We start from the raw sequence: 25,264 nt of genomic DNA on the forward strand, positions 1-25,264 counted from the left end.
TCTCGGGTGCGTCATCCCATCGTGCGACGCAGCGTTTGTCCATAGCCCACCCGGAGTTACTCGCGGTTAACCAGGCCGGGTTCGGCCAGGGCCGAATCTGGCGGCCTTTGCCGAAGTCAAGGCCCCTCCCGCCCGCGCGGGTCCACCTGGAGATCATCTCCCGTTCGTGCGACGCTGCTTGGCAGGGCGGGGACGGCGACCCGCGGGGCTCCCATCGGCTCGGCGCGGGCGCCGGGTTCCCGCCCGGCCCGTCCAGGGCCATCCCGTCCAGGGTTCAGGAGGAGCTCTCATGTCCGTCTCCCCACCGGCCGACTCCCGCCCCACCCCGAACGACGACCCCTCGACCAGCCCGCCCCCGCGGTTCTCCCGCCGCGCCTTCCTGCACCACACCGGGGCGGGGGCCGTCCTGCTCGCGGGCGGCGCGCTCGCGGGCGGCACGGCCGCCGCCGCCTCGCCCGGCGGCCGCGCGGCCCCGGCCGGGATCGCCCCGGCCGACCTCGACCCGCTCGCGCTGCTCAAGCGGATGCTGGCGTTCGACACGCAGAACTTCGGCGAGGGCGGCGTGACCCGTCCGCACGCGGAGATGCTGAAGTCCGTCTGGGAGTCGGCGGGGGTCTCCGCCGAGATCGTCCCGACGCCGAAGAAGGACAACGTCCACCTCATCGCACGGATCAAGGGCACGACCGCGGCGGCCCCCCTGCTGCTGCTCGGCCACTCCGACGTGGTGCCGGTGGAACGTGACAAGTGGTCCGTGGACCCGTTCGCGGGGGTGGTGAGGAACGGCGAGATCTACGGGCGCGGGTCGCTCGACATGAAGGGCGCCAACGCCGCGTTCGTCACCGCGCTCCTGCGGCACCTCAAGGAGGGCGGGCGGTTCGACCGGGACATCATCGTCCTCACCGACTGCGACGAGGAGTCCGGGCCCTACGGCTCCGGTTGGCTCGCCCAGAACCACTGGGACAAGATCAACGCGGGCATGGTCCTCACGGAGGGCGGCTGGTTCCTCGCCCAGAAGGACCGCAGGACCCCCATGCTCATCACCGTCACCCGCCAGGACAAGGTCTACTTCAACCTCGACCTCACCGCGAACGGCACCGCCACCCACTCCTCCAAGCCCAACCCGGACTCGGCCATCGCCAAGCTCTCGCGCGCGGTCGCCGCCCTCGACGCGTGGCAGGCGCCGGTCGCGCTGACGCCCGTCACCCGCGAGTACTTCACCGCGCTCGCCCGGGCCACCCACGACGTGCCGCTCCAGCGGGCGCTGCGGCTCCTGCTCTCCGCGCGCTCGCAGCAGGCCAGGGAGCGGGCGGCGGCGCTGGTCGTCAAGCGCAGCTCCTACCCGTGGCTGCACAGTGCGCTGCTCCGCACCACGCACGCGTTCGTCATCGAGGACGCGGGCTACAAGGAGAACGTCATCCCCTCCACCGCGTCGCTGCGGATCAACTGCCGGGGCGTGCCGGGCGGGCAGCGTCCGCGCGAGTTCCTGGCCGAGTTCCGGCGGCGGCTCGCGGGCCGGGACGTGACCGTGAAGCTCGCCGGGAACGCCGGCGAGTCCGAGGAGGACGCGCTCAAGCGGCTGGACGCGACGTCCGCGAAGGCGCCGTCCAGCATCGAGTCCCCGCTCTACACCGCGATCAGCGCCGCCGCCGCGAAGACCTACCCGGGCGCGGTGTTCGCGCCCGCGCTCTTCGAGGCGGGGACGAGCCTCGGGCCGTGGACGTCGCGGGGCGTGCCCGGCTACGGCGTCTACCCCTACGTCCTCGACAACGACCAGCTCGTCACCATGCACGGCAACGACGAGCGGATCTCCGTCGCCGCGCTCCAGCAGGGCACGGAGTTCATGTACCGGCTGTTCGACCGCTTCCGGGTCCGCTAGCGGCCGCCGGCCGGGGTCAGAGGCGGACCGCCCGGGCGATCGAGGGGTAGTCGACGACCAGGCCGTCCCGGTCGAAGACGATCTCCTGGGTGAAACCCGGGCTCGCGAAGCGGACGATGGCGCGGTCGCCGTCCCGGCGGAGGAAGGTGTACCTCTGCCGGGACGGCGTCACGACCAGGTCGGGGACCGACACCCACGCCATCAGGTACTCGATCGAGGCGCCGGGGGCCGCCGCGCCGTCCAGGAGGCCGTCGCGCAGCACCGGCATCGTGTTGGTGAGCGGCGACAGGCCGAGGTCGCAGTCGAGGGCGCCGCGCAGCACGGTCGCGTCCCCGCCCGGCGGGGGCATCGGCACGTGCCCCTCGGCGCGGGCGGTCACCTTCCATTCGCCCTCGGGCCGGTTGACCAGTTCCAGCCACCTCCGCCACGGGCCGGTGCGGGCGTCCACGCCCCGCGCCCGGACGGCCAGCCGCGCCGTCACGTACCGGTCCCCCGTCGTCAGCTCGTACTCCAGCCGGTAGGGGAGCGGGTCCCCGCCGACGGCCGTCCCGGTCGCGGCCATCCGACCCTGGCCCAGCTCGGCCTCCGCGAGCTCCGCGCCCTCCGGCTTCACCCACACCAGCGATCTCCTCATACTCTCCAGTATCCGGGGCGGGGGCGGGTACCGGTCGCGATGCGGTGCGCCGGATGTCGTGGGGCCGCCGTAGACTCCTTCGTCGTGGCAGGCCGGATTCGCAATGAGGACATCGCGCTCGTTCGGGAGCGGTCGTCCATCGACGCCGTGATCGGCGAGTATCTCCAGCTGCGCAGCGCGGGCGGCGGCAACCTCAAGGGCCTGTGCCCCTTCCACGACGAGAAGTCGCCCTCGTTCAACGTGACGCCCTCGCGCGGGCTGTACTTCTGCTTCGGCTGCGAGGCCGGCGGCGACGTCATCAAGTTCGTCCAGGAGATCGAGCACCTGACGTTCTCGGAGGCCGTCGAGCGGCTCGCGGCCCAGGCCGGCATCCAGCTCCGCTACGAGGACGGCGGCGGGCGCGGCCCCCGGCAGGACGGCGGGCAGCGCGCCCGGCTGCTGGAGGCACACAAGGCCGCCGCCGAGTACTACGTGGAGCACCTGTCCTCGCCCGAGGGCGCGATCGGCCGCAAGTTCCTGTCCGAGCGCGGGTTCGAGCCCGCCGACGCGGCCCACTTCGGCGTCGGGTTCGCGCCGCGCGAGTGGGAGGGCCTCGTCCGGCACCTGCGCGCGCGGGGGTTCGCCGACCGCGACGTGATCGCGGGCGGGCTCGCCAAGGAGGGCAGGCGCGGCCCGATGGACCGCTTCCGCGGCCGGCTGATGTGGCCGATCCGCGACCTGAGCGGCGACGTCATCGGCTTCGGCGCGCGCCGCCTGTACGACGACGATGACGGCCCCAAGTACCTGAACACGCCCGAGTCGCCGCTGTTCCACAAGGGCTCGGTGCTGTACGGGGCCGACCTCGCCAAGAAGGAGATCGCCCGGCGGCGGCAGGCCGTGGTGGTCGAGGGCTACACCGACGTGATGGCCTGCCACCTGGCCGGCGTCCAAACCGCGATCGCCACGTCCGGGACGGCGTTCGGCGACGACCACATCAAGATCCTGCGTCGGCTGCTGATGGACCAGGACGAGTTCCGCGGCGAGGTGATCTTCACCTTCGACGGCGACTCGGCCGGGCAGAAGGCGGCGCTGCGCGCGTTCGACGACGAGCAGAAGTTCGTCACGCAGACCTTCGTCGCCGTCCAGCCGGACGGGCTCGACCCCTGCGACCTGCGGATCAGGCACGGCGACGCGGCGGTGCGCGACCTGGTCGCCTCCCGGCTGCCGCTGTATGAGTTCGCCGTGCGCAGCGCGATCGAGCAGCACGACCTCGACACCGCCGAGGGACGGCTCGGCGCGCTGGACGCCGCCGCGCCCGTCGTCGCCTCCATCAAGGACCGCGCCCTCCGCCAGATGTACGCGGTCAGCCTCGACCGCTGGCTCGGGATCATGGACGAGCAGTTCGTGCTGGGCCGCGTCCGCGAGCTGGCCGCACGCCGGCAGGGCAAAGGCCAGGGGCGGGGCCGCGGCGCGAACGGACGGCCCGGCGACCCCCGCTTCGGCAACGAGCGCTCGGGCGGCGCGCGGGCCGGAAACGGCCATCCCGGGAATGGGCAGGCGGCGAACGGTCACGGCGCGGCCGGTCGGGCCGGAAACGGACGCGGCGCGAACGGGCCCGAGGGCGAGGAGAACGGCGCGGCGGCGGGCCGTCCCGGCTACGACCCGAACGACCCCGAGGTGCAGCGGGAGCGGGAGTTGCTGAAGCTCGCCGTGCAGCGTCCCGCGGCGCTCGGGCCTGGATTCGACGAGGTCCCGGCGGAGGCGTTCCTCGCGCCGCCGCACGCCGCGGTGCGCACGGTGATCGCGGCGGCGGGCGGCGTGACCGCGGCGGGCGCGATCGCCGAGTGGGTCGCGCTGCTGCTGGAGCAGGCCCCGAGCACCCAGGTCAAGGACCTGATAACGATGCTGGGCGTGGAGCCGGTGCGCTCCGCCCATGAATCGGACGACCGTTATGCCGTTGAACTGCTGGCCCGAATTCAGGAGCGCCAGCTCACCCGAATGATCGCGGACGTGAAGTCTAAACTCCAGCGGCTGAATCCGGACGAGGCACCCGAGGAGTACGCCCGGCTTTTCGGCGATCTTGTCGCGCGTGAGCAGCAGCGACGGGTGATGCGGGAGCGGGGCCTTGGGGCACAGTAAGTCAAATGTCCGCAAAATAGGTCCTGTGATCTAGCCCGCATTTGTCGCAAACTGTCTGCGTGGGCCCTTCGGTGCTGCCTAGCGAGGCGCCATCGGTTGATCAGGTGGCGGACCTCGTCGCACGCGGCAGAGAGCGCGGCGGTGTGACCGTCGACGACGTCGCTGCCGCGCTCGATCGCTCGGACTTGCCGGACGACTCCCTGGAAAGGGTCGTCCGGATGCTCGCAGAGCAGGGGGTGGAGGTCCTTGAGTCTCAGCAGGAGACCGAGGACGTCGCGCGAGCGGATGAGGGAGACCTCGGCAAGCGGGCGCCGACGAGCGACCTGGTTCGGATCTACCTGAGAGAGATCGGTCGCGTACCGCTTCTCACGGCAGAAGATGAAGTAGAACTCGCGAAATCGATCGAGGCGGGGCTGTTCGCCGAGGAGAAGATGGCGCAGGTCGCGATCGTCTCCCGGGGCGAGCGCATCGACCTCGAACTGCTCGCCCGCGAAGGTGTGCGGGCGAAGCAACGCCTGATCGAGGCGAACCTGCGGCTGGTGGTCTCGATCGCGAAACGCTATGTGGGACGGGGAATGCTCTTCCTCGACCTCATCCAGGAGGGAAATCTCGGGCTGATCCGTGCGGTCGAGAAGTTCGACTACACGAAGGGGTTCAAGTTCTCCACCTACGCCACCTGGTGGATCCGGCAGGCGATCACCCGGGCGATCGCCGACCAGGCGCGGACCATCCGCATCCCCGTGCACATGGTGGAGACGATCAACAAGCTGGTCCGCGTGCAGCGCCAGCTCCACCAGGACCTCGGCCGCGAGCCGACCCCGGAGGAGATCGGCCTGGAGATGGGGCTGTCGCCCGTCCGGGTCGTGGAGATCCAGCGGATCGCGCAGGAGCCGGTGTCGCTCCAGTCGCCGATCGGCGAGGAGGACTCCGACCTCGGCGACTTCATCGAGGACGCGGACGCCGTCGTGCCGATCGAGGCGGCGGCGTTCATCCTGCTCCAGGACCAGCTCGAGGACATCCTCGGCACGCTGTCGGAACGGGAGCAGCGCATCATCCAGTTGCGCTTCGGCCTGACCGACGGGCACCCGCGCACGCTGGAGGAGGTCGGCAGGGAGTTCGGTGTGACGCGCGAGCGGATCCGCCAGATCGAGTCGAAGACGCTGGCGAAACTGCGGCACCCCTCACGCGCGCAGATGCTCCGCGAGTACCTGGATTGATCCCCGGCCCGGGCTCCGGTTCGTGCGGTGGTCCTTCCGGCCGCCCGCCGGGAGGGCCGCGCCCGGCGGGCGGACCGCCGGATTCCGGCGGCGTGCGTGGCGGTCGGGGGCGCCGGGCCGAGGCGACGTCCGAGGCAACGGCCGGGTGTAACGGCCCCAACTGTCCGCCGCGTGGATTACCGTGGTCGCATGCTGATCGTGACGACTGACGGCGTGGCCGGATACGAGATCCGGAGCGTGCTCGGCGAGGTCCTCGGGACGGCCGTCCAGGCCGATCAGGGCAGGCCCGGGCAGCACGGACAGCACGGGCAGCCCAGCAGCGCGACGTTCCGGGTGACGGGCGAGCAGCCGTCGGCCGGGCTGGCCGCGGCGCGCCGCGAGGCGGTCGACCGGCTCGGCGAGGAGGCGCGCCGCAAGGGCGCGAACACGGTCGTCGGCATGCGCTTCGACACTGCCGCGGTCGGCGGCGGGTACGAGGTGTGCGCCTACGGGACGGCCGTCTGGGCCGAGCCCGCCGCGCAGGGCCGCGACCATATGCAGCAGATGCCGCAGCAGCAGCCCCCGTACCAGGGCCACCCGCAGGGGCACCAGCAGGGGCATCAGCAGGGCGGCCCGCCGATGGCAGCGCGCAACCTGACGATGGGCCTGCACGACCGTCCCCGCTGACCCTCGCGTCCCAGCTCACCGCCCCACTTTGGGCACTTTTGCCGTGGGATGACTCACTGTCGCGGGGGCGACTTGACGTACTCAGGTTAGCTTTGGCTAATTTAGGCGAGCCTAACCAATTTGCCCGCCCTGGAGCCCCCCATGCGTCCTGTCCCGCTGCTCGCCGTCGCCGGTGTCGCCGCCGTGTCGATGTCCCTCCTGTCGGCGTGCGGCGGTGACGACGACAAGGCCGACGCGGCCGACTCGATCGCCGTCACCGCCACCGACGACTCCTGCGAGGTGGCGAAGAAGGACCTCCCGGCGGGCAAGACGACCTTCAAGGTCTCCAACAAGGGGTCGAAGGTCAACGAGTTCGAGGTGCTCAAGCCGGACGGCAAGATCCTCGCCGAGCGGGAGAACATCGGCCCCGGCACCAAGGTCGACTTCGTCGTGAGCCTGCCCGCGGGCGCGTACAAGCTGCTGTGCAGCGCGGGGCAGACCGGCAAGGGCCCCTCGCAGGACATCACGGTCAGCGGCCAGGCCAACGGGACCGGCGACCAGCGGCTCACCAAGGCCGCCGCCGACTACAAGGCCTACGTCATCACCAACGTCGACGACACGATCGCCAAGACGAAGCTGTTCGTGGACGCGGTGAAGAAGAACGACGTGGCGAAGGCCAAGGAGCTGTACGCGCCGTCCCGCGTCGGCTGGGAGACGATCGAGCCCGTCGCGGAGAAGTTCGGCGACATCGACCCGAAGGTCGACGCGCGCGAGGCCGACCTCAGCCCGGCGGAGAAGAAGGACTGGTCCGGCTGGCACCTGCTGGAGAAGGCGCTCTGGAAGGACGGGTCGGTCAAGGGCAAGGAGCGGTACGGCGACCGGTTGCTGGCCGACCTCGCCGTCCTGAAGGGGCGGCTGCCCGGCCTGACCCTCGACCCGGTCAACGACATGGCCGCCGGCGCCAAGGAGCTGCTGGACGAGGTCGCGACCGGCAAGGTCACCGGGGAGGAGGAGATCTTCAGCCACACCGACCTCGTCGACTTCAAGGCCAACGTGGACGGCGCGCAGAAGGTGTACGAGCTGCTCAAGCCGGTCGTCCAGGAGAAGGACGCGGCGCTCGCCAAGACCCTCGACGACAACTTCGGCGCGGTCGGCGCGCTGCTGAAGAAGCACGAGAAGGGCGACGGCTACGTCTCCTACGACAAGGTCGGCAAGGACGACCGCAAGAAGCTCGCCGACGCCGTGAACGCGCTCGGCGAGCCCCTGTCGAAGCTCGCGGGGGCGGTGGCGAAATGACCGGCGCCGGTCCCGAGGAGCAGGAGGCGACGGCGCGCCCGACCCCGGCGACGCCGACCACGTCGGGGATGTCGCGGCGGAAGATGCTCGGGTTCGGCGGCGCGAGCCTGCTCGTCGGCGCCGCCGCCGGGGCCGGGCTCGACCGGGTCGCGGTCGCCGAGGAGGACGACGCCCCGGCGGCCGGCGGCGCGATCCCCTTCCACGGCGCCCACCAGGCGGGCATCGCGACCCCCGTCCAGGACCGGCTGCACTTCGCGGCGTTCGACGTCACCACCGGCGACCGCGCCAAGCTCGTCCAGATGCTGAAGGACTGGACGGCCGCCGCCGCGGCGATGACGGCGGGCCGCCCGGTCGGGCAGGGCGCGACCGGCGGTCCCGCGGTGGCGCCGCCCGACGACACCGGCGAGGCCGAGGGGCTGCCGCCGTCCCGGCTCACGCTGACGATCGGCTTCGGCCCCTCGCTGTTCGCCAAGGACGGCAAGGACCGGTTCGGCATCGGCGCGCGGCGCCCGCCCGCGCTCGTCGACCTGCCGCACTTCCCCGGCGACAACCTCGACCCGCAGCGCAGCGGCGGCGACATCGCCGTGCAGGCGTGCGCGGACGACCCGCAGGTCGCTGTGCACGCGATCCGGAACCTGGCGCGCATCGGGTTCGGGGTCGTCGCGGTCCGCTGGTCGCAGCTCGGGTTCGGCAAGACGTCCTCGACGACGCCGGACGCGCAGACCCCGCGCAACCTGTTCGGCTTCAAGGACGGCACCGAGAACATCGCCGGGACGGACGACGCGCTGCTCGGCAAGCACGTCTGGGCGTCCGGCGGCGACGGCTCCGACTGGATGGCGGGCGGCTCCTACCTGGTCGCGCGGCGCATCCGCATGCACATCGAGACGTGGGACCGCACGTCCCTGCGCGAGCAGGAGGACATCTTCGGCCGCAGCAAGGGCGAGGGCGCCCCGGCGGGCGCGCGGAAGGAGCGCGACGCGATCGTCCTGGCGCGGATGAAGCCCGACGCGCACGTCCGCCTCGCCCACCCCGACTCCAACGGCGGGACGCGCATCCTGCGCCGCGGCTACTCCTTCACCGACGGCTCCGACGGCCTGGGACGGCTGGAGGCGGGCCTGTTCTTCATCGCCTTCCAGCGCGACCCGCGGACGGGGTTCATCCGCGTCCAGCAGTCGCTGGCCGGGGACGCCATGAACGAGTACATCCAGCACGTGGGGTCCGGCGTCTTCGCGTGCCCGCCCGGCGTCCGGGAGGGTGGCTACTGGGGCGACACCCTGTTCAAGTAGCGCCCAGAAGGCTCACCTAGCGCCTAAGGGTTTGCCCGTTCGGCGCGGATGCGGGTCACGACGTCGCCGGCGGCGGTCTTGATCGCGTCCAGTTCCCGCAGGTAGGCCCAGTAGTCGGGGTGCGCGCCGGTGAGCGTGCCGGGGGCCTTCTCCAGCCGTTCGACGAGCGCGTCGAGGGCGCGGGCGTGCTGGGGCGCGGCGCCGCCGGGTTGGGCCATGGCGAGCCGTTGCGCGTCGCGGACGGCGAACCGCACGGACTCCACGGGCCCGGTCGGGTCGGCGGCGACGGCCTCCAACTCGGTGACGCGCCCGGTGACCTGGCCGGCGCGGCGGTCGGCGGCGTTCAGCTCCGTGCGCGCGGCGGTGAGCGCCTGCTGCGCCTGCTTCCACTCGGCGCGGGAGACGTGCGCGGACGCCTCGTTCAGCCGCTCGCGGGCCCGCGTCACCCCGGCCTCGATGGCCTCGGGCGCGCCGCGCAGATCCTGCCAGCACGCCTGCGAGTAGCCGCGCAGCAGCGTCTTCATCGCCCGCCTGACGGGCTCCATACGGCCCGCGACGACGTCCACCCTGGTCCGGGCGGACGCGAGCGAGTTGCGGACCTTCCCGGCCATCTGCGGCAGCTCCGCGGCGGCCTCACGGGCGGCCTCGGCGACGGCGCGCGCCTCGTCGGCCTTGCGGAGCGCGCCGTCCAGGCCGAGACCGCCGAGCCCCTGCGCGCTCAGCTGGGCGAGGGCCGCCTTCGCGCGGGCCAGCTCGGCCTCGGGGTCGGAGGCGTCCATCCCGGCCTCGCGGGCTGCGGCCACGGCGGCGTCGGCGGCGGCGACGGCGTCGCGGGCGGCGGTGAGCCGGGGCGGGAGCTCGTCGAGCGCGGCCTCCAGCCGCGCCATGCCCGGGGCGAGCCGCTCGGCGAACCCGTTCAGGTCGCGCGCGACCTGCTGCAACCGCTCGGTGGCGGCGACGAACGCGCGCCGGGCGGCGTCGTACTCGGCGGGCGTCCGCTCCTGGTCGTCGAGGTCGTGGGCGTCCAGGACGGAGATGTAGGCGACCGAGGCGGCGTCGGCGGACTCGGCGAGCCCGGTGAACTCCCGCCGCGCGGGGGCCGCCGCGGACGCGTCGAGGTCCTCGAAGACGGTGACGCGGCCGTCGAGGTACTTCTGGGCCTGATCCATGTCGTAGAAGGCGGCCGCGGCCGCCTCGCGCGCCTCGATCGCGGCGCTCGCCGCCTGCGCGCCCCTGCCGCGCCGCCGCTGGTCGCCCGATCCCCGCAAGAGCGCCCCCTCCTTCGTCCCGTGCCCAGTCTGGCGCAGCCAGGACGCTTTCGCGTACCCCGGCCCCGGACCTGTGACGACCCTCCCCGAGGTAATGCCTTCGCAACGTGGGGAACGGATAGCATCACTGCTACGTCGATATAACGTGACGCCCCGGGGCGTCCGATACGACATGCGATCTTGGAGGAACACTGTGGGCGTCAGTCTCAGCAAGGGCGGCAATGTCTCGCTCACCAAGCAGGCACCGGGGCTGAGCGCGGTGACCGTCGGCCTCGGCTGGGATCTGCGGACCACGACCGGCTCCGACTTCGACCTGGACGCCTCCGCGCTGGTCCTGGACGCCGCCGGGAAGATCCTCACCGACCAGCACTTCGTGTTCTTCAACAACCTGCGCACCCCGGACGGCGGCGTCGAGCACACCGGCGACAACACCACCGGCGCGGGCGAGGGCGATGACGAGCAGATCAAGGTGAACTTCACCGCGCTGCCGGCCACGGCCGAGCGGGTCGCGTTCGCGGTGTCGATCTACGACGCCGAGACCCGGAGCCAGAACTTCGGGCAGGTCCGCAACGCCTACATCCGCGTCCTGAACCAGGGCGACGGGTCGGAGATGGCGCGCTACGACCTCTCCGAGGACGCCTCGATGGAGACCGCGATGGTGTTCGGCGAGCTGTACCGGTCGGGCGCGGAGTGGAAGTTCCGCGCCGTCGGCCAGGGCTACGCCTCGGGCCTCGCCGGGATCGCCACCGACTTCGGCGTCAACCTCTGACCCCCGCGTCCGGCGCGGGCCCGCGCCCGCGCCGGGCGGCACCGATTTCCGAACCCCTCAGTACCGACCGACCAGATCGTTCGCACCGGACCCCACCACGGGAAGGGAGTGGCCCGAACATGGGAGTCTCACTCGCCAAGGGCGGCAACGTCTCGCTGACGAAGGCCGCCCCGAACCTCAGCGCCGTGTCCGTCGGCCTCGGCTGGGACGTGCGCGCCACCACCGGCGCCGACTTCGACCTCGACGCGTCGGCGCTGATGCTCGCCGCGTCCGGCAAGGTCATGTCCGACCAGCACTTCGTGTTCTTCAACAACCTGAAGAGCCCGGACGGATCGGTCGAGCACACCGGCGACAACCTGACCGGTGAGGGGGAGGGCGACGACGAGTCGATCAACGTCGACCTCACCGGTGTCCCGGCTGAGTGCGAGCGGATCGTGTTCCCGGTGTCGATCTACGACGCCGACAACCGCCAGCAGAACTTCGGCCAGGTCCGCAACGCCTTCATCCGCATCGTCAACCGCGCCGACGGCAACGAGCTCGCCCGCTTCGACCTCACCGAGGACGCCTCCACCGAGACGGCCATGGTGTTCGGCGAGCTGTACCGCCACAGTGGTGAATGGAAGTTCAGAGCCGTCGGCCAGGGGTATGCCTCGGGTCTCGCCGGTATCGCAATGGACTTCGGCGTCAACGTCGGCTGAGGGCCGGCCTTCCCCGCACGCCGGCCGGCCCGTCGCGGGTCGTCCTCCCTAGCAGAAATACGCGCATGATTCTTCGCACCTTCGGGTGGTCCTTCGCCGTCACGGTCGTGGGCCTGCTGATCGCCCTGCTGTACGACGGCGCTACCGGGCTCGCCCTGGTGGCCGTGCTGGCCGTCCTGGAGATCTCCCTGTCGTTCGACAACGCCGTGGTCAACGCCAAGGTCCTCGACCGGATGAGCGAGTTCTGGCAGAAGATCTTTCTGACCGTCGGCATCGCCATCGCCGTGTTCGGTATGCGGCTGGTGTTCCCGCTGGTCATCGTGGGGGTCACCGCCAAACTGAACCCGATCGACGCCTTCGACCTGGCGCTCAACGACTCGCACCGCTACCACGAGTTGATGAACGACGCCTACCCGATGATCGCGGCGTTCGGCGGCATGTTCCTGATGATGCTGTTCCTCGACTTCGTGTTCGAGGAGCGCGCCGACAAGTGGCTGCCGTGGCTGGAGAAGCCGCTCGCCCGCATCGGCAAGCTGGACCAGCTCGCGGTGGTCGTCGCGGGCGGCTCGCTGGCGTTCGTGGCGTGGCTGTCGGCCGACGACCCGGGCAGCGTCATGATCGCGGGTGTGCTCGGCATGGTGACCTACATCCTGGTCAACGGGCTGGGCGAGCTGTTCTCCGAGGCGAGCGAGGAGGACGACGAGGACGAGGACGGCGAGGAGGACGGCGCCGAGCAGGCCTCGTCCGGGCGGTCCGGACCGAGTTCGCTGGCGCTCGCCACCGGCAAGGCGGGGTTCTTCCTGTTCCTCTACCTGGAGGTGCTGGACGCCTCGTTCAGCTTCGACGGCGTCATCGGCGCGTTCGCGATCAGCACCGACCCGATCATCATCGCCCTGGGCCTCGGCATCGGCGCGATGTACATCCGGTCGCTGACGGTCTTCCTCGTCCGCAAGGGCACCCTGCACGAGTACATCTACCTGGAGCACGGCGCGCACTGGGCGATCGGCGCGCTGGCCGTCTGCATGCTGGTCAGCATCGGCCATCACGTCCCCGAGTGGATCACCGGTGGGCTGGGCGCGGGCCTGATCATCGCCGCGTTCGTGTCGTCGGTTGTCCGCAACCGGGGCGCGGGCGAGGGCCCGGCCGCCGAGGCCGGGGACGACGAACGGCTCCACGCGGGCAAGGTCTGATCGGCCGGGCCTTCTTAGTAGTTCTTCACCCCGCGTACATCCCCCAGGTAAACATCACCGAAGGAGCCGACGATGTCGATCTCGTTGCAGAAGGGGCAGAAGGTCTCGCTGGACAAGCCCGGCGGAGGCACGCTCACCCGGGTCCGGATGGGCCTCGGCTGGGACGCGGTCGCCAAGAAGGGCCGGTTCGGCAAGTCCAAGGCCCAGTCCATCGACCTGGACGCGTCCTGCCTGCTGTTCGACGGCAGCGGCAACCTCGCCGACCAGGTGTGGTTCCGCCAGCTCCGCAGCAAGGACGGCTCGGTCCTGCACACCGGCGACAACCTGACCGGCGCGGGCGAGGGCGACGACGAGGTCATCAACGTCGACCTCCAGGGCGTCCCCGCCAACGTCGTCCAACTGGTGTTCACGGTGAACTCCTTCACCGGCCAGGACTTCTCGCAGATCGAGAACGCGTTCTGCCGGCTGGTGGACGAGAGCACCGGGCAGGAGATCGCCCGCTACGACCTGAGCGGCGCGGGCCAGCACAGCGCGCAGATCATGGCGAAGGTGTCGCGGGACGGGGCGGGCTGGTCGATGACGGCGATCGGCGCGACCGCCAACGGCCGCACCTTCCAGCACCTGCTCCCGGACGTGACGCCGCACCTGTGACACCGCACCTGTGACACTGGCCGCTTCGCCGGTCTGAGCGCTGGGAGCAGGGGGGCTCGGGGGTCGGACGGGGGTACGTGACGGGGTGTGACGGCGGGCGCGTCCCGCCGTCCCGCCGGGGACATGTCACGCTTTCTCACATCCTCCTTCACCGGCGAATTCTTGCCCTCAGCGTCTACCCTTGAAGGATTCCGGGGGAGAGTCCGAGAGGCGGCCGACGATCCGCGCGCAGCGGCCCGATCCTGAGGGGAACTTTGTGAATGCGGCATTTCGATCACGTTGACACCGCGCATCGCAAGCACCTCTTCTACCGGCATCCGCGGTGCTTCGACCGGCACGACGAGCCGGAGGTGCTCGCGGTGGCGCTGGGCGCGACGCTCTACAGCCCCGCCACGCGTCCCGTCCTCGCCGACGACATCGAGAAGGCCGCGCGGCGCGGCGTGATGAGCATGGTCGTGTGCCTGGAGGACGCCGTCGCCGACGACGAGGTCCCGGCCGCCGAGGCCAACGCGGTCGCGCAGCTGCGGGAGCTGCGGCGCCGGGGCACCGACCTGCCGCTGCTGTTCATCCGGGTCCGCGAGCCCGGCCAGATCGGCGACCTGGTCGCCCGGCTCGGGGACGCCGCGGCGCTGGTCACCGGGTTCGTGCTGCCGAAGTTCACGGGCGTGACGGGTGGAGCGTTCCTGGAGGCACTGGAGGAGACCTCCGCCCGGACCGGGCTGCGGCTGCTGGCGATGCCGGTGATCGAGAGCCCGGAGGCGGTGTACAGCGAGACGCGGACCGAGCTGCTGAACGACGTGGCGCGGCTGCTCGCCAAGCACCGGGAGCGCATCCTCGCGGTCCGGCTCGGCGCGACCGACATGTCGGCGGCCTACGGGCTGCGCCGCCCGCCGGACCTGACGATCTACGACATCCGCCCGGTCGCGAGCGTGATCTGCGACGTCGTCAACATCCTCGGCCGGGTGGACGGCAGCGGGTTCGTGGTGACGGGCCCGGTGTGGGAGTACTTCTCGGCGGGCGAGCGGATGTTCAAGCCGCAGCTGCGGCAGTCGCCGTTCGACCGGCAGCACGCCGCGCCGCTGCGGCAGCGGCTGATCACCTCCGACCTGGACGGGCTGATCCGCGAGGTGCACCTGGACAAGGCGAACGGCCTCACCGGCAAGACCGTGATCCATCCGAGCCATGTGGCGGCCGTGCACGCGCTGTCGGTCGTGACGCACGAGGAGTACTGCGACGCCGCCGACATCCTGGGCGTCGCCGGAGGGGGCGTCATGGCGAGCGCGTACGCGAACAAGATGAACGAGGCGAAGCCGCACCGCGCGTGGGCGGAGCGGCTGATGCTGCGCGCCCGGGTCTTCGGGGTCGCGGCGGAGGACGTCACGTTCGTCGAGCTGCTGGACGCGGCGGGCAGCCGGTGACCTGGCCGGGGGAGTGGGTCGCGGCCCGCCTCGGCGTACGGCTGGCCGACGGCGGGGCCTCGGCGGGTGCCGGGCTGGCCGATCTCGTGGGGCTCGCCGTGCGGCGGAATCCGCGCCGCGCGCATCTGCTGGTGTCGGCCGTGCTGGGCAAGCACGTCCCGACCGACCCGCGCCTCGTCTACGGGTCGGGGCTGCTGCTGGGCGATCTCGTGCGCGCGCGCCTGCGTCCGGAGGGCGCCCGTGGCGGGACGTTCCTCGCCGACGCGCTCCACGGTGTGGACGGCGCGGCCGCCCGGCTACGCGACTCCCTGCGGACGCCCGCCGAACCCGTCGACGCCGTAGTGCTCGGCTATGCGGAAACGGCGACGGCGCTAGGGCATTCCGTGGCGGACGCCCTCGGCGGTGCCTACTACCTGCACTCCACGCGCCGTCCCGTCGAGGGGTTCTCCACCTACGGCGGGTTCGAGGAGGAGCACAGCCACGCCACGAGCCACCTGCTGCTGCCGGGCGACCCGTCCGCGCTGGACCGGGACGTGCCCGTCGTGCTGGTGGACGACGAGCTGTCCACGGGGCGGACCGTCCTCAACACGATCGAGGCGCTGCACGCCGTCCGCCCGCGCCGCCATTACGTGCTGGCCGCGCTGGTCGATCTGCGGGGCGAGGACGACCGCGCCCGTATGCGGGCGCTGGCCGACCGCCTGGGCGCGCGCATAGACGCCGTGGCGCTTGCCCACGGCCGTGTGGAGCTGCCGGAGGGGATTCTGGAGGCGGGGCAGGCGCTCGTGGCCGATCTGTCCACCCGGGCCTTGCCGGAGGCCGCTCCAGCGCGCTTCGACGTCACCCGCGTCCCCGTGCAGTGGCCGCACGGGCTGCCGGACGGCGGACGGCACGGATTCCTGCCCGCCCACCGCACACTGCTGGAGAAAGAACTGCCGCGCATGGGCGACGCCCTCGTGGGGCATCTCGGCGGCGCCTCGCGCGTGCTCGTGCTCGGGTTCGAGGAACTGATGTACGCGCCCCTGCGCCTGGCGGAGGCGCTCGCCGACGCGCTTCCCGACGTGGACGTCCGGTACTCGACGACGAGCCGTTCGCCCGTCCTGGCCGTGGACGATCCGGGATACGCGATCAGGACGCGGCTCGCCTTCCCCGCGCACGACGGCCCGGCCGGCGGCGCGCGGGAGCGCTACGCCTACAACGTCGACGCGTCCTTCGGCACGATCGTGTTCGTCGTCGACGACGTCGGCGACACCAACGAACTCGCCACGGGTCTCCTGGAGAAGCTGCGCGCGCTCGCCCCCGTGCTGCTGGTGACCGTCCCCTCCCACAGGAGCACGCCGTGAACCTGCCCGCGCCGCTCTACGGCCCGCAGTTCGGCAGCTACCCGGCGGAGGACGTCGCGTGGCTGCTCAAGGACCTGTCCCACGCGCGCCTGGAGGCGCCCACCGAGGAGCGCGAGGCGGCGATCCAGGCGGGCCGGGCGCACTACGCCGAGTCGCTGCCGGTCGAGTACCAGCCGGGCCAGGCGTACCGGCGGCTGTTCCAGCGGGCCCTGGAGGAGTCGGCGGAGCGGCTCGCCTACGCGACGGGACTGATCGGCGAGACCATCCTCGCCGAGCGCGGCCCGGACGCCGTCCTCGCGTCGCTGGCGCGCGCCGGGACGCCGGTCGGCATCCTCGTCCGCCGCTGGGCCCGGTTCGCGCACGGCCTCGACCTGCCGCACTACGCCGTCAGCATCGTCCGGGGGCGGGGGATCGACACCGTCGCGCTGCGGTACCTCGCCGAGCACCACGACCCGTCCACGGTCATGTTCGTGGACGGCTGGACGGGCAAGGGCGCCATCTCCCGCCAGCTCACCGCCGCCCTGTCAGCGGACGCGCCCTGCGGGGACGTCGCCGCCCGGTTCTCGGCGGACCTCGCCGTCCTGGCCGACCCGGGACGCTGCACGCCCCTCTACGGAACCAGGGACGATTTCCTGATCCCGTCGGCTTGCCTGAACTCCACCGTGTCCGGACTCGTCAGCCGGACCGTCCTGAACGACGAACTGATCGGCCCCGGCGACTTCCACGGGGCGAAGTTCTACGCGGACCTCGCCGCCGACGACGTCTCCGCCCATTTCCTCGACACCGTGTGCGCGCGCTTCGCGGACGTCGCCGAACGGGTCGCGAAGGACTTCCCGGACCTGCGCGCATCCGACCGGGCCCCCGACTGGTCGGGCTGGGACGCGGTCCGCAGGGTCGGTGCCCTCCACGGCGTGGACGACCTCAACCTCATCAAGCCGGGAGTGGGGGAGACGACACGGGTGCTGCTCCGCCGCGTCCCGTGGAAGGTGCTCGCCCGCCCTGACGCGGAGGCCGATCTGACGCATATCCGCGTCCTCGCGGAGGAGCGCGGTGTGCCCGTCCTGGAAACGGACGACATCCCGTATGCGTGCGTGGGCCTGATCCACCCGAAGTTCGGCAAGGGAGCCGTGCAGTGACCGTCCTGGTGTGCTCGGACCTCGACCGCACGCTCATCTACTCCGCCGCCGCGTTCGCGCTGGAGGGCCCCGACGAGGCCATGCCGCGCCTGCTCTGCGTCGAGTTCTACCAGGGCGCCCCCCTCTCCTACGTCACCGAGACCGCCGCGCAGACCCTGGAGGCGCTCGCGAGGGCCGCGACGTTCGTCCCCACGACGACGCGGACGCCCGAGCAGTACCGCCGCGTCCACCTGCTGGAGAAGCCGCCCGCCTACGCGATCTGCGCGAACGGCGGGCACCTGCTCGTGGACGGCGAGGACGACCCGTCCTGGTCGACCGCCGTCCGCTCCCGGGTCGCCGCCGGGTGCGCGCCGCTCGCCGAGGTCCAGGAGCACCTGATCGGCATGGGCGGCGACTTCGTCCTGAAGCGCCGCACCGCGTCGGACCTGTTCGCCTACACGGTCGTGGACCGCGCCGCCCTCCCCGCCGGCTGGGTCGACGACCTCGCCGGCTGGTGCGCCGAACGCGGCTGGCGCACGTCCCTGCAAGGGCGCAAGGTCTACTGCCTGCCCGCGTCGCTGACCAAGTCGGCCGCCGCCGCCGAGGTCGCCCGCCGCACCGGCGCGTCCCGCATGCTCGCCGCCGGGGACTCGCTGCTGGACGCCGAACTCCTCGACGCCGCCGCCGCGTCGATCCGTCCCGCGCACGGCGAACTGCACGACACCGGCTGGACGTCGCCGACCGCCACCGTCACCGCGTCCCGCGGAATCCGCGCGGGCGAGGAGATCACCGCCCGGCTCCTCGACCTCGTCGCGTCGGAATAATCACAATAAACCAGACAAAATCCCCGAGTTTCGCGATCGACCGGCGCCAGGGGCTCGTCGCGGACCGCTTCCCCGGTCACAATCACGGTGAGGACCCGAGCGGGGAGGTCACCCTGAGCGCATGAGCCCCCGACTCACCGGCGACGAGACCGCGCTGTGGCAGGCCGCGGCCCGCGTGCTGGACGCCAACTGGACCGGTGCCGCCACCGCCGCCTCCCCCGGCCTCTACCCGCACCAGTGGAGCTTCGACTCCGCCTTCGTGAGCATGGGCCTGGCCCGGCACCGCCCGCGCCGCGCCGAGGCCGAGCTGCTGTCGCTGTTCCGCGGCCAGTGGGCGGACGGGATGCTCCCGCACCTCGTCTTCAACACCACCCTCGCCCGCCGCGCGTTCTTCCCCGGCCCCGACCTGTGGCGCAGCGAGGACCAGCCGGGCGCGCCCCGAGGCGTCCACACCTCCGGCCTCACCCCGCCCCCGCTGCACGCCCTCGCCGCGCTCCGCCTGCACGAGTGCACCGGCGACCGCGCCTTCGTCGCCCGCCTCTATCCGAAGCTCGCCGCCCAGCACCGCTACCTCGCCCGCGACCGCGACCTCGCCTCCAGCGGCCTCATCGCGATATGCCACCCCTGGGAATCGGGCCAGGAGAACAGCCCCGCCTGGGACCGCCCCCTCGCCGCGCTCCAGTTGCCGCCCACCGCCTACGCGCCCGCCCGCGTGCCGCGCGCCCACCCGACCGGCGAGGACCACGACCGCTACGTCCGCCTCGTCACGCTCATGCGCGACGCCCGGTACCACCCCGACTACCTCCGCGAGGCCCACCCGTTCGCCGTCGAGGACCCCCTCGTCAACGCCGCCTACCTCGCCTCGACCCACGCCCTCGCCGAACTCGCGACGCTCGTCGGCGCCGACCCGGCCCCCCACCGCGACCACGCGGGGCGCATCCACGACGCCCTCCTCGACCGGCTCTGGGATCCCGAGACCGGCTGCTTCCGCGCCCGCGACCTGCGCGACGGCCGCCTGCTGCCCGTCATCACCGCCGGTTCATTCGGCCCGCTGCTGGACCCGGGGCTGCCGTCCCCGATCGTCCGCAGCCTCGTCGACCTTCTCCTGTCGGCCCGCTTCGCCGGCGCCGCCGGATACCCCGTCCCCACCTGCGACATCCAGGCCCCGGCCTTCGACCGCGGCTGCTACTGGCGCGGCCCCACTTGGGTGAGCACGAACTGGCTCCTGTGGTACGGCGCGCTCGGCCACGGCCTCCCGGTGATCGCCGACCTGCTGTACGGCTCGACGATGCGCCTCGTCCGCCAGTCCGGCTTCCGCGAGTTCTTCGACCCCTTCGACGGCACCGGACGCGGCTCCCACGACCACTCCTGGTCGGCCGCCCTCGTCCTGGACCTGCTCGGCGCCCGACACGCACCCCAGGCAGTCTGATCGCCTACGGTTGGGACATGCGCCTACTCCGAGGCCGGGTGCCCGCCGGCGTCACCCTGGAACGCGGCGAACGCGTCCTCGCCTCCGCCCCCACCCGCGGCGGCTCCCACGTCACGGCCACCACCACGGCCCTGCACCTGCCGACCCCCGAGGGCGGCTTCACCCGCGTCCCGTGGGAACGCGTCGACCACGCCTCCTGGAAGGACGGCTGGCTCCACGTCCAGGAGACCTCCGGCGGCGCCGAGCACCACGTCCGCCTGACCGACCCGGGCTCGGTCCCCGAGACCGTCCGCGAACGCGTCACAGCGACCGTCGCCGTCAGCCACCAGGCGCGGCTCCCCGGCGGCGGCAAGGTCCGCATCGCCGGGCGCCGCCCCGCGACCGGCGGCGACGTCCGCTGGTCCTTCGTCTTCGAGGCGGGCCTGGACCCGGACGACTCGGGCCTGCGCGCCCAGGCCGAGCAGCTCCTGGAGGACCTGCGCCGCCAGACGGGCCTCTAACCCGGCTGGACCGAAGACTCCTCGGCCCCGTGCCGCTGCGGCACGCGCTCCTTGGTCGACGCGGCGATGCTCTCGGCCTTCCCCCTCGCGACCCCGGCGACCTCCTCGCCCTTCGTCCGCAGCCGCTCCGTCACGTCCTGCACGTTCGGGTTCTCCGACACCTGCCGCGACCACTGCTTGAGCTGCTCGTACCGCTCGCGCCCGGCCCGCGTCCCGAGGACGTAGCCGACCGCCGCGCCCGCGATGAACGTGTACTTCATGTCAACTCCCAGGTTCCTGCGGGTAACGTGCCCCGACCCCTACCCACGATCGGCCCCTCCATCCGCCCGCCCGAAAACCCGTGCGCGAACAGCCCCGGACATGCGCTAACCTAGACCCGCCGCCGGGGCCTCGCCCCGCACCGGCACCCCGATCCCGCGTAGCTCAATCGGCAGAGCAGCCGGCTGTTAACCGGCAGGTTATTGGTTCGAGTCCAATCGCGGGAGCAGATCAACACCCCTAAAGCTCCAGGTCAGGCACGGTTCCGACGTCGGAACCGTGCCTGACTGCTGTAGCGAGTATCAAAGTGAGTATCTCGCCGGTCTAGCCGGGCTCCGGAAAGATCAGGTCCATGGCCTGAGCGCCGCCCTGGATCACGGGCCGGATCTGCTGCCGGTACACCTTCTCCGTGACCTGCGTCCCGCTGTGCCCGACCAACAGCGCGATCTTGTCCAGCGGCATCACGTTGTCCGTCAGCAGAGACACGAACCTGTGCCGCAACTCCCGAGGCATCCACTCGTCCGCCGGGAGCCCGGGGTGGACCTCCGCGAAGCGATCACTCGGGAAACCCACGGCCCCGAAGCTGCCCTCCCGAGTCGACTCGGAAATACGGGCTGGGTGAAGCGGGTGCGCCCCATCCCGACCAGAAGCAACGGCTCCGGCGGCAGCTTCGCGGAAAGGATGCGCAAGGCCGACCTAGCACCGAAAACGGAACTCAAGCAGGCCAAGGCATTAGCCCGCCACCCGTGGTGGCGGCACGCCCGGACCTGGCCGAGGGCGAGCTGACGCCCAAGGCAAGCGAAGCAATGACAGAGGCCCGAGCCATCCGAGGGGCCGACGCCCTCCGTGACGACGGCCCTTACGTGCGTGCGCACGACGGAACTTTCGCTCTGTAAGGCTCTGCAAGTAGACAGCAACGACCGTTTCATGATCTAAAGCCACATCCACGCGTCGGTACGAAACAAGCTCTGCGAACCAACCCAGTTCCGCAGCTTTCAACCACCGGTAGGGCGACCGTCTGCTTTTAGCTATAGCAACAACCCCCGTATGGGCGAAGCATCGCCCAAGCCTGACCGGCTGCCAGCGTGCGCCCGTGGCTAGTCCGGTGCCTGCTCCAGGGCACTTGTCCATGCGAACGGTGCGCAGCCCGTGGCAGGCCGTTTCGCGTGAACGAGTGTCCCGGCTTGCAGGGGTGCAGGGGGCGGCGTAGCCCCTGGTTCGTGCTCGCTGGTCTGGTGGTGGGTGTGACCGGTTCCGGCTTTAGTGCTTCGAATGGAGTCGGGGTTCCTTACGCTGTGTGGCTATCTGGTACCGGCTGATGGGGCTGGGCTGTGGCTCGGCGATGGGGGTGGTCATGGACATCGAATTGGCGGATGCGGTCGCGACGGTGCGGGATGAGTTGCTGGAGGCCGCGGCGCGGGGCGCGGGCGAGGATCTGCTGTTTGCGGTAGGGCCGATTGAGCTGGAGTTCGCGGTGGAGTTGCGGGCGGATGCCAAGGTCAAGGGTGGGTTCAAGGCGTGGGTGGTGACGGGTGATGTTGAGGCGGGGGTGGCACGGGGGCGGACGCATCGAGTGAAGGTGTCCCTGTCGCCGAAGCGGGCTGATGGTGGCGACCTGTTGATCGCGGGTCGGCGGGAGCCCCCGGCCGGGGCGGGGCCGGTACAGGGTCATATCGGCCGGTAGCCCGCCGCCGGGTGAGGGTTGTCCGTCTGAACTGCGACCGGGGATGGGTCAGTGGATCTGCGGCGTGTGGTGGGGGTGGCGGGGCCGGGCGGTCCTGGGTCGGGGTATGTGCTGGCTGGGCGTGTGCTGCTGAGCTCGGCTCATGTTGTGGGGGAGGTCGGTAGCCGGGCGCGGGTGTTTTTTCCTGGGCGTGCGGGCGAGTTCACCACGGCGGTCGTGTGGCGGGGCACGCCTGGTGGCCGCGATGATGCGGCGTTGTTGGCTGTGGAGGATGACGAGTGGGTGGAGCCTGCGGGCGCGGCGGTGCGGTGGGGGCGGACGGTGACGCACCGAACGGGGATCGGGTGTGTGACCGCGGGTGTGCCGGAGGTGGTGCAGCGTGTGGGGCGGCCGGTGGAGATGTTGCAGCCGTCCGGGACGTTCAATCCGGGGGATCGCTTCGTCGGTGACCGGTATCTGGTGAGTCTGGGGCAGGGGGCTCCGGTGGGTGCCGGTGACGGGCCGTGGGGTGGGTTGTCGGGCGGAGCGTTGTTCAGCGGAGATGGTGAAGATCTGCTGGTCGGGGTAATAGCGGCTGATCCGGCGGGGTTCGGGCATGGGCGGTTGGAGGCGGTTCCGGCTTACGTGCTGCATGGTGATGAAGGTTTTCGAGCGGTGCTGGCCGAGCACACGGGGCGTACTGCGGTGGCGTTGGAGCCGGTGGAGTGGGCCGGGCTGGCTGATACCAGCGAGTTGGCGCCGCCGGGTGGGTTCAGCGGGTCGCCGGCGGAGCTGCTGCGGGCGCGGCGGGAGGTGGCGCCGTTTCGTGGCCGCGATGAGTTGATGGCGTGGTTGCGGTCGTGGGCTCAGTCGGGGGCGGGGGTGGCGGCGTGGCTGGGGCATGGTCCGGGCGGGCAGGGCAAGACGCGGTTGGCGGCCCGGTTGGCGGCGGAGTTGTCGGCGGCGGGGTGGGCGGTGCTGTGGTTGCACCGGGACGCTGTCGATGTACGAGGGCTGGCGGATGCGGCGGCGCCGCTGCTGCTGATCGTCGACTATGCCGAGACGCGGCCCCGGCAGGTGGTGGCGGTGGCCGAGGCGCTGGCTCGGCATTCGGGGGGCAGCGCGGTCCGCGTGGTGTTGCTGGCGCGCACTGCTGATGACTGGTGGCAGCAACTCCAGGACGACTCGCCTGTGGCCGAGCGGATGCTGGAGGGGGCGCCGGTCACACGGCTGCCGGTGGTGGACGCCGCTGCGGAGGGGCGGCGCGAGGCTTACCGTCAGGCGGTGACGGCGTTCGCCGCGCAGCTCCCTGCGGTGTCTGGGGCGGTGGGACTCCGCGGGGTCGACTGGGCGGCGCTGGCGCAACAACTTCAGGCGCCTGCCATGGCTGGAGAGGTGTCAGCGTTGACGGTGCAGATGCGCGCCTTGGCCGATCTGCTCGACGCTGCCGCTGACCAGCAAGCCATCCGTCCAGATACAGACGCCGGGATAGATGGTGAGGAGGGGGTGGAGGATCGACTGCTGTTCCATGAGCGGCGTTACTGGCTGAAGGTGGCGGACGCGCGCGGCCTGACTAGCGTGCTGGGACGGGAGACCCTGACTGATGCGCTGGCCGCGAGCGTTCTTGTCGGTGCGGCGGATGACGACGAAGCCGACGACGTACTGTCCCGTGTGCCGGGCCTGACCGACCAGCCCCGTGACGTCCAGGACCGGGTCCGCGGGTGGATTGCCGCTCTCTACCCAGCGGCTCCACCGCGTCCCTGGGACACCTTGCAACCGGATCGATTGGCCGAACGGTTCATCGGCCGACGCCTCCAAAAGCGTCCCGGCTTGGCTGAGTCGCTGGCTCAGGGGTGCAGCCCTCAACAGGCCACGCGGATGCTGACGGTGTACGCCAGGGCCGCCGCACACCCGGCGCTCAGCCGCGTTTTGAATGCGCACCTGACGCGGCTGTGCACTGGCCATCCCGACGAGTTGGCGGCGGCGGCCATCCAGGCGGCACCGCAAGTGGAAAAGCCCGCACCGCTGCTCGAAGCCCTCCGGCAGATCACCGACGATCCGGTTGTCTCTGTCGATCGCCTCGCAACCTTGGCTGATGAGCTTCCTCACTCAAGCCACACCCTGGCCGAGTACGCCGCTCACCTGGCCCAGCGCCTCACTGACCATTATCGCGCCCGGGCTGACAAAGACCCGGAGGGCCCCCTGCCCGACTTGGCCACGAGCCTGAACAACCTGGCGGTCCGGCTCGGGGATCTGGGGCGGCAGGAGGAGGGGTTGGAGGCCATTATCGAGGCTGTGCAGATTCGGCGACGCCTGGTTGAGCAGCGTCCGGATTCTTTTCTGCCCGACTTGGCCATGAGCCTGAATAACCTGGCGATCCGGTTCGGTGCTATGGGGCGGCGGGAGGAGGGGTTGGAGGTTGTCGGCGAGGCTGTTCAGATTCGGCGACGGCTGGCCGAGCAGCGTCCGGATGCTTTTCTGCCCGTCCTGGCCAGCAGCCTGAATAACCAGGCGATTCAGCTCGGGGATCTGGGGCGGCGGGAGGAGGGGTTGGAGGCCATTGTCGAAGCCGTCCAGGTGTATCGACGGCTGGCCGAGCAGCGTCCGGATTCTTTTCTTCCTCACTTGGCCATGAGCCTGAATAACCTGGCGATCCGGTTCGGTGCTATGGGGCGGCGGGAGGAGGGGTTGGAGGTTATCAGCGAGGCCGTTCAAATTCGGCGACGCCTGGCCGAACAGCGCCCAGCAGTTCACCGTTCAGAGCTCGAAAGCTCCGAACAAGTTAAGGCGTGGCTGGAAACGCTTTCGGACTCATAGAAGCCCTGATTAGTCCAGGACGGGCGATGCAGCGGGCCGGGACCGGGAGACAGACCGCACGCCCGGCACGCTGGGGCCGGGCTGAGTTGGTTCGAGTTTAATCGCGGGAGCCGAGGCGGGCTTGCGTGCTTGCCGAGCTTTGCTCGGCTTCGCCGGAGCCTCCGTGTTCTCCCAGGGGGCGCCCCCCGCCCCCCTATGTGGGCGCTCCGCCCCACCCCCTGATCGGTTGCGGTTCGGTGGTTATCTGGCGCG

At 71.3% G+C, this 25,264-nt stretch carries 22 protein-coding genes and 1 tRNA gene; 19 read left to right on the forward strand and 4 right to left on the reverse strand.

The annotated features are described in order from the left end of the window. Positions 1 to 289 precede the first annotated feature (289 nt). Positions 290 to 1,876: a M20/M25/M40 family metallo-hydrolase gene (locus tag K2F47_RS05950; RefSeq protein ID WP_242901708.1), complete on the forward strand. Its 1,587-nt coding sequence runs from the start codon at positions 290 to 292 to the stop codon at positions 1,874 to 1,876. A gap of 16 nt (positions 1,877 to 1,892) precedes the next feature. On the opposite strand, the gene K2F47_RS05955 is transcribed toward K2F47_RS05950, so the two are convergent. Beyond that, entirely contained in the window at positions 1,893 to 2,510 is a 618-nt protein-coding gene (locus K2F47_RS05955) for a putative glycolipid-binding domain-containing protein (RefSeq protein ID WP_242901709.1), read from the reverse strand. Between the two features lie 84 nt (positions 2,511 to 2,594). On the opposite strand from K2F47_RS05955, the gene dnaG reads away from it, so the two are divergent. The 5 genes from dnaG to efeB all read left to right on the forward strand — a co-directional run bounded on the left by dnaG (position 2,595) and on the right by efeB (position 9,072). Next, the gene (gene dnaG / locus K2F47_RS05960) at positions 2,595 to 4,628 is read left to right on the forward strand and encodes a DNA primase (protein ID WP_242901710.1); all 2,034 of its coding nucleotides are present in this window, start codon (positions 2,595 to 2,597) and stop codon (positions 4,626 to 4,628) included. A 71-nt stretch (positions 4,629 to 4,699) separates the two neighbouring features. Next, positions 4,700 to 5,845 (forward strand): RNA polymerase sigma factor RpoD, encoded by a 1,146-nt coding sequence (gene rpoD / locus K2F47_RS05965; RefSeq protein ID WP_242902586.1) that lies wholly within the window; start codon positions 4,700 to 4,702, stop codon positions 5,843 to 5,845. Positions 5,846 to 6,034: 189 nt separating this feature from the next. Next, positions 6,035 to 6,511: a YbjQ family protein gene (locus K2F47_RS05970; protein WP_242901711.1), complete on the forward strand. Its 477-nt coding sequence runs from the start codon at positions 6,035 to 6,037 to the stop codon at positions 6,509 to 6,511. A gap of 141 nt (positions 6,512 to 6,652) precedes the next feature. Beyond that, a complete protein-coding gene (efeO, locus tag K2F47_RS05975) occupies positions 6,653 to 7,786 on the forward strand; it encodes an iron uptake system protein EfeO (protein WP_242901712.1) in 1,134 nt (377 codons plus the stop codon). Next, positions 7,783 to 9,072, forward strand: coding sequence for an iron uptake transporter deferrochelatase/peroxidase subunit (gene efeB / locus K2F47_RS05980; protein ID WP_242901713.1), 1,290 nt, complete (start codon positions 7,783 to 7,785; stop codon positions 9,070 to 9,072). The genes efeO and efeB overlap by 4 nt, the downstream gene beginning before the upstream one ends. A 23-nt stretch (positions 9,073 to 9,095) precedes the next feature. Here efeB and K2F47_RS05985 read toward each other — a convergent pair whose 3' ends face one another. Beyond that, positions 9,096 to 10,340 (reverse strand): molecular chaperone DnaJ, encoded by a 1,245-nt coding sequence (locus tag K2F47_RS05985; RefSeq protein WP_242901714.1) that lies wholly within the window; start codon positions 10,338 to 10,340, stop codon positions 9,096 to 9,098. 193 nt (positions 10,341 to 10,533) lie between these two features. Here K2F47_RS05985 and K2F47_RS05990 point away from each other — a divergent pair, with 193 nt between their 5' ends. From K2F47_RS05990 to K2F47_RS06035, 10 genes are all read left to right on the forward strand, one after another. Beyond that, entirely contained in the window at positions 10,534 to 11,109 is a 576-nt protein-coding gene (locus K2F47_RS05990; protein WP_242901715.1) for a TerD family protein, read from the forward strand. A 119-nt stretch (positions 11,110 to 11,228) separates the two neighbouring features. Next, the gene (locus K2F47_RS05995) at positions 11,229 to 11,807 is read left to right on the forward strand and encodes a TerD family protein (RefSeq protein WP_242901716.1); all 579 of its coding nucleotides are present in this window, start codon (positions 11,229 to 11,231) and stop codon (positions 11,805 to 11,807) included. Positions 11,808 to 11,872: 65 nt separating this feature from the next. Next, positions 11,873 to 12,997, forward strand: coding sequence for a DUF475 domain-containing protein (locus K2F47_RS06000; RefSeq protein ID WP_242901717.1), 1,125 nt, complete (start codon positions 11,873 to 11,875; stop codon positions 12,995 to 12,997). A 72-nt stretch (positions 12,998 to 13,069) separates the two neighbouring features. Beyond that, the gene (locus K2F47_RS06005; RefSeq protein ID WP_242901718.1) at positions 13,070 to 13,648 is read left to right on the forward strand and encodes a TerD family protein; all 579 of its coding nucleotides are present in this window, start codon (positions 13,070 to 13,072) and stop codon (positions 13,646 to 13,648) included. A 260-nt stretch (positions 13,649 to 13,908) separates the two neighbouring features. Then, positions 13,909 to 15,066 (forward strand): HpcH/HpaI aldolase/citrate lyase family protein, encoded by a 1,158-nt coding sequence (locus tag K2F47_RS06010; protein WP_242901719.1) that lies wholly within the window; start codon positions 13,909 to 13,911, stop codon positions 15,064 to 15,066. Then, entirely contained in the window at positions 15,063 to 16,406 is a 1,344-nt protein-coding gene (locus K2F47_RS06015) for a phosphoribosyltransferase family protein (RefSeq protein WP_242901720.1), read from the forward strand. Before K2F47_RS06010 ends, K2F47_RS06015 begins: the two co-directional genes overlap by 4 nt. Beyond that, entirely contained in the window at positions 16,403 to 17,542 is a 1,140-nt protein-coding gene (locus K2F47_RS06020; RefSeq protein WP_242901721.1) for a cysteine protease StiP family protein, read from the forward strand. The genes K2F47_RS06015 and K2F47_RS06020 overlap by 4 nt, the downstream gene beginning before the upstream one ends. Then, a complete protein-coding gene (locus tag K2F47_RS06025; RefSeq protein ID WP_242901722.1) occupies positions 17,539 to 18,345 on the forward strand; it encodes an HAD family hydrolase in 807 nt (268 codons plus the stop codon). The genes K2F47_RS06020 and K2F47_RS06025 overlap by 4 nt, the downstream gene beginning before the upstream one ends. Before the next feature lie 121 nt (positions 18,346 to 18,466). After that, complete coding sequence (locus tag K2F47_RS06030) at positions 18,467 to 19,774, forward strand: MGH1-like glycoside hydrolase domain-containing protein (protein WP_242901723.1); 1,308 nt, start codon at positions 18,467 to 18,469, stop codon at positions 19,772 to 19,774. Positions 19,775 to 19,791: 17 nt separating this feature from the next. Continuing rightward, complete coding sequence (locus tag K2F47_RS06035; RefSeq protein ID WP_242901724.1) at positions 19,792 to 20,274, forward strand: hypothetical protein; 483 nt, start codon at positions 19,792 to 19,794, stop codon at positions 20,272 to 20,274. Here the strand turns inward: K2F47_RS06035 and K2F47_RS06040 are convergent. Beyond that, positions 20,271 to 20,534, reverse strand: coding sequence for a YtxH domain-containing protein (locus tag K2F47_RS06040; protein ID WP_242901725.1), 264 nt, complete (start codon positions 20,532 to 20,534; stop codon positions 20,271 to 20,273). The genes K2F47_RS06035 and K2F47_RS06040 overlap by 4 nt on opposite strands. Before the next feature lie 152 nt (positions 20,535 to 20,686). On the opposite strand from K2F47_RS06040, the gene K2F47_RS06045 reads away from it, so the two are divergent. Continuing rightward, a tRNA-Asn gene (locus tag K2F47_RS06045) sits at positions 20,687 to 20,759 on the forward strand. Positions 20,760 to 20,856: 97 nt separating this feature from the next. On the opposite strand, the gene K2F47_RS06050 is transcribed toward K2F47_RS06045, so the two are convergent. After that, positions 20,857 to 21,018: a hypothetical protein gene (locus tag K2F47_RS06050; RefSeq protein WP_242901726.1), complete on the reverse strand. Its 162-nt coding sequence runs from the start codon at positions 21,016 to 21,018 to the stop codon at positions 20,857 to 20,859. Positions 21,019 to 21,829: 811 nt separating this feature from the next. Here K2F47_RS06050 and K2F47_RS06055 point away from each other — a divergent pair. Both K2F47_RS06055 and K2F47_RS41260 read left to right on the forward strand, forming a co-directional pair. Then, on the forward strand, positions 21,830 to 22,216 hold the full coding sequence (locus tag K2F47_RS06055; RefSeq protein ID WP_242901727.1) for a trypco2 family protein: 387 nt from the start codon (positions 21,830 to 21,832) through the stop codon (positions 22,214 to 22,216). Between the two features lie 348 nt (positions 22,217 to 22,564). Beyond that, positions 22,565 to 25,012, forward strand: coding sequence for a tetratricopeptide repeat protein (locus tag K2F47_RS41260; RefSeq protein WP_308198370.1), 2,448 nt, complete (start codon positions 22,565 to 22,567; stop codon positions 25,010 to 25,012). Positions 25,013 to 25,264: the final 252 nt, after the last annotated feature.

The sequence above is a fragment of the Actinomadura terrae genome, from assembly GCF_022751215.1.
In the GTDB taxonomy this organism is placed as follows: domain Bacteria; phylum Actinomycetota; class Actinomycetes; order Streptosporangiales; family Streptosporangiaceae; genus Spirillospora; species Spirillospora terrae.

What these genes read in the sequence shown, in the direction of transcription:
- K2F47_RS05955 (WP_242901709.1), bottom strand. Translation starts at nt 2,510, where the DNA reads ATGAGGAGATCGCTGGTGTGGGTGAAGCCGGAGGGCGCGGAGCTCGCG.
- efeO (WP_242901712.1), top strand. Translation starts at nt 6,653, where the DNA reads ATGCGTCCTGTCCCGCTGCTCGCCGTCGCCGGTGTCGCCGCCGTGTCG.
- K2F47_RS06000 (WP_242901717.1), top strand. Translation starts at nt 11,873, where the DNA reads ATGATTCTTCGCACCTTCGGGTGGTCCTTCGCCGTCACGGTCGTGGGC.
- K2F47_RS06005 (WP_242901718.1), top strand. Translation starts at nt 13,070, where the DNA reads ATGTCGATCTCGTTGCAGAAGGGGCAGAAGGTCTCGCTGGACAAGCCC.
- K2F47_RS06010 (WP_242901719.1), top strand. Translation starts at nt 13,909, where the DNA reads ATGCGGCATTTCGATCACGTTGACACCGCGCATCGCAAGCACCTCTTC.
- K2F47_RS06030 (WP_242901723.1), top strand. Translation starts at nt 18,467, where the DNA reads ATGAGCCCCCGACTCACCGGCGACGAGACCGCGCTGTGGCAGGCCGCG.
- efeB (WP_242901713.1), top strand. Translation starts at nt 7,783, where the DNA reads ATGACCGGCGCCGGTCCCGAGGAGCAGGAGGCGACGGCGCGCCCGACC.
- K2F47_RS06040 (WP_242901725.1), bottom strand. Translation starts at nt 20,534, where the DNA reads ATGAAGTACACGTTCATCGCGGGCGCGGCGGTCGGCTACGTCCTCGGG.
- K2F47_RS05970 (WP_242901711.1), top strand. Translation starts at nt 6,035, where the DNA reads ATGCTGATCGTGACGACTGACGGCGTGGCCGGATACGAGATCCGGAGC.
- K2F47_RS05950 (WP_242901708.1), top strand. Translation starts at nt 290, where the DNA reads ATGTCCGTCTCCCCACCGGCCGACTCCCGCCCCACCCCGAACGACGAC.
- K2F47_RS06035 (WP_242901724.1), top strand. Translation starts at nt 19,792, where the DNA reads ATGCGCCTACTCCGAGGCCGGGTGCCCGCCGGCGTCACCCTGGAACGC.
- K2F47_RS05995 (WP_242901716.1), top strand. Translation starts at nt 11,229, where the DNA reads ATGGGAGTCTCACTCGCCAAGGGCGGCAACGTCTCGCTGACGAAGGCC.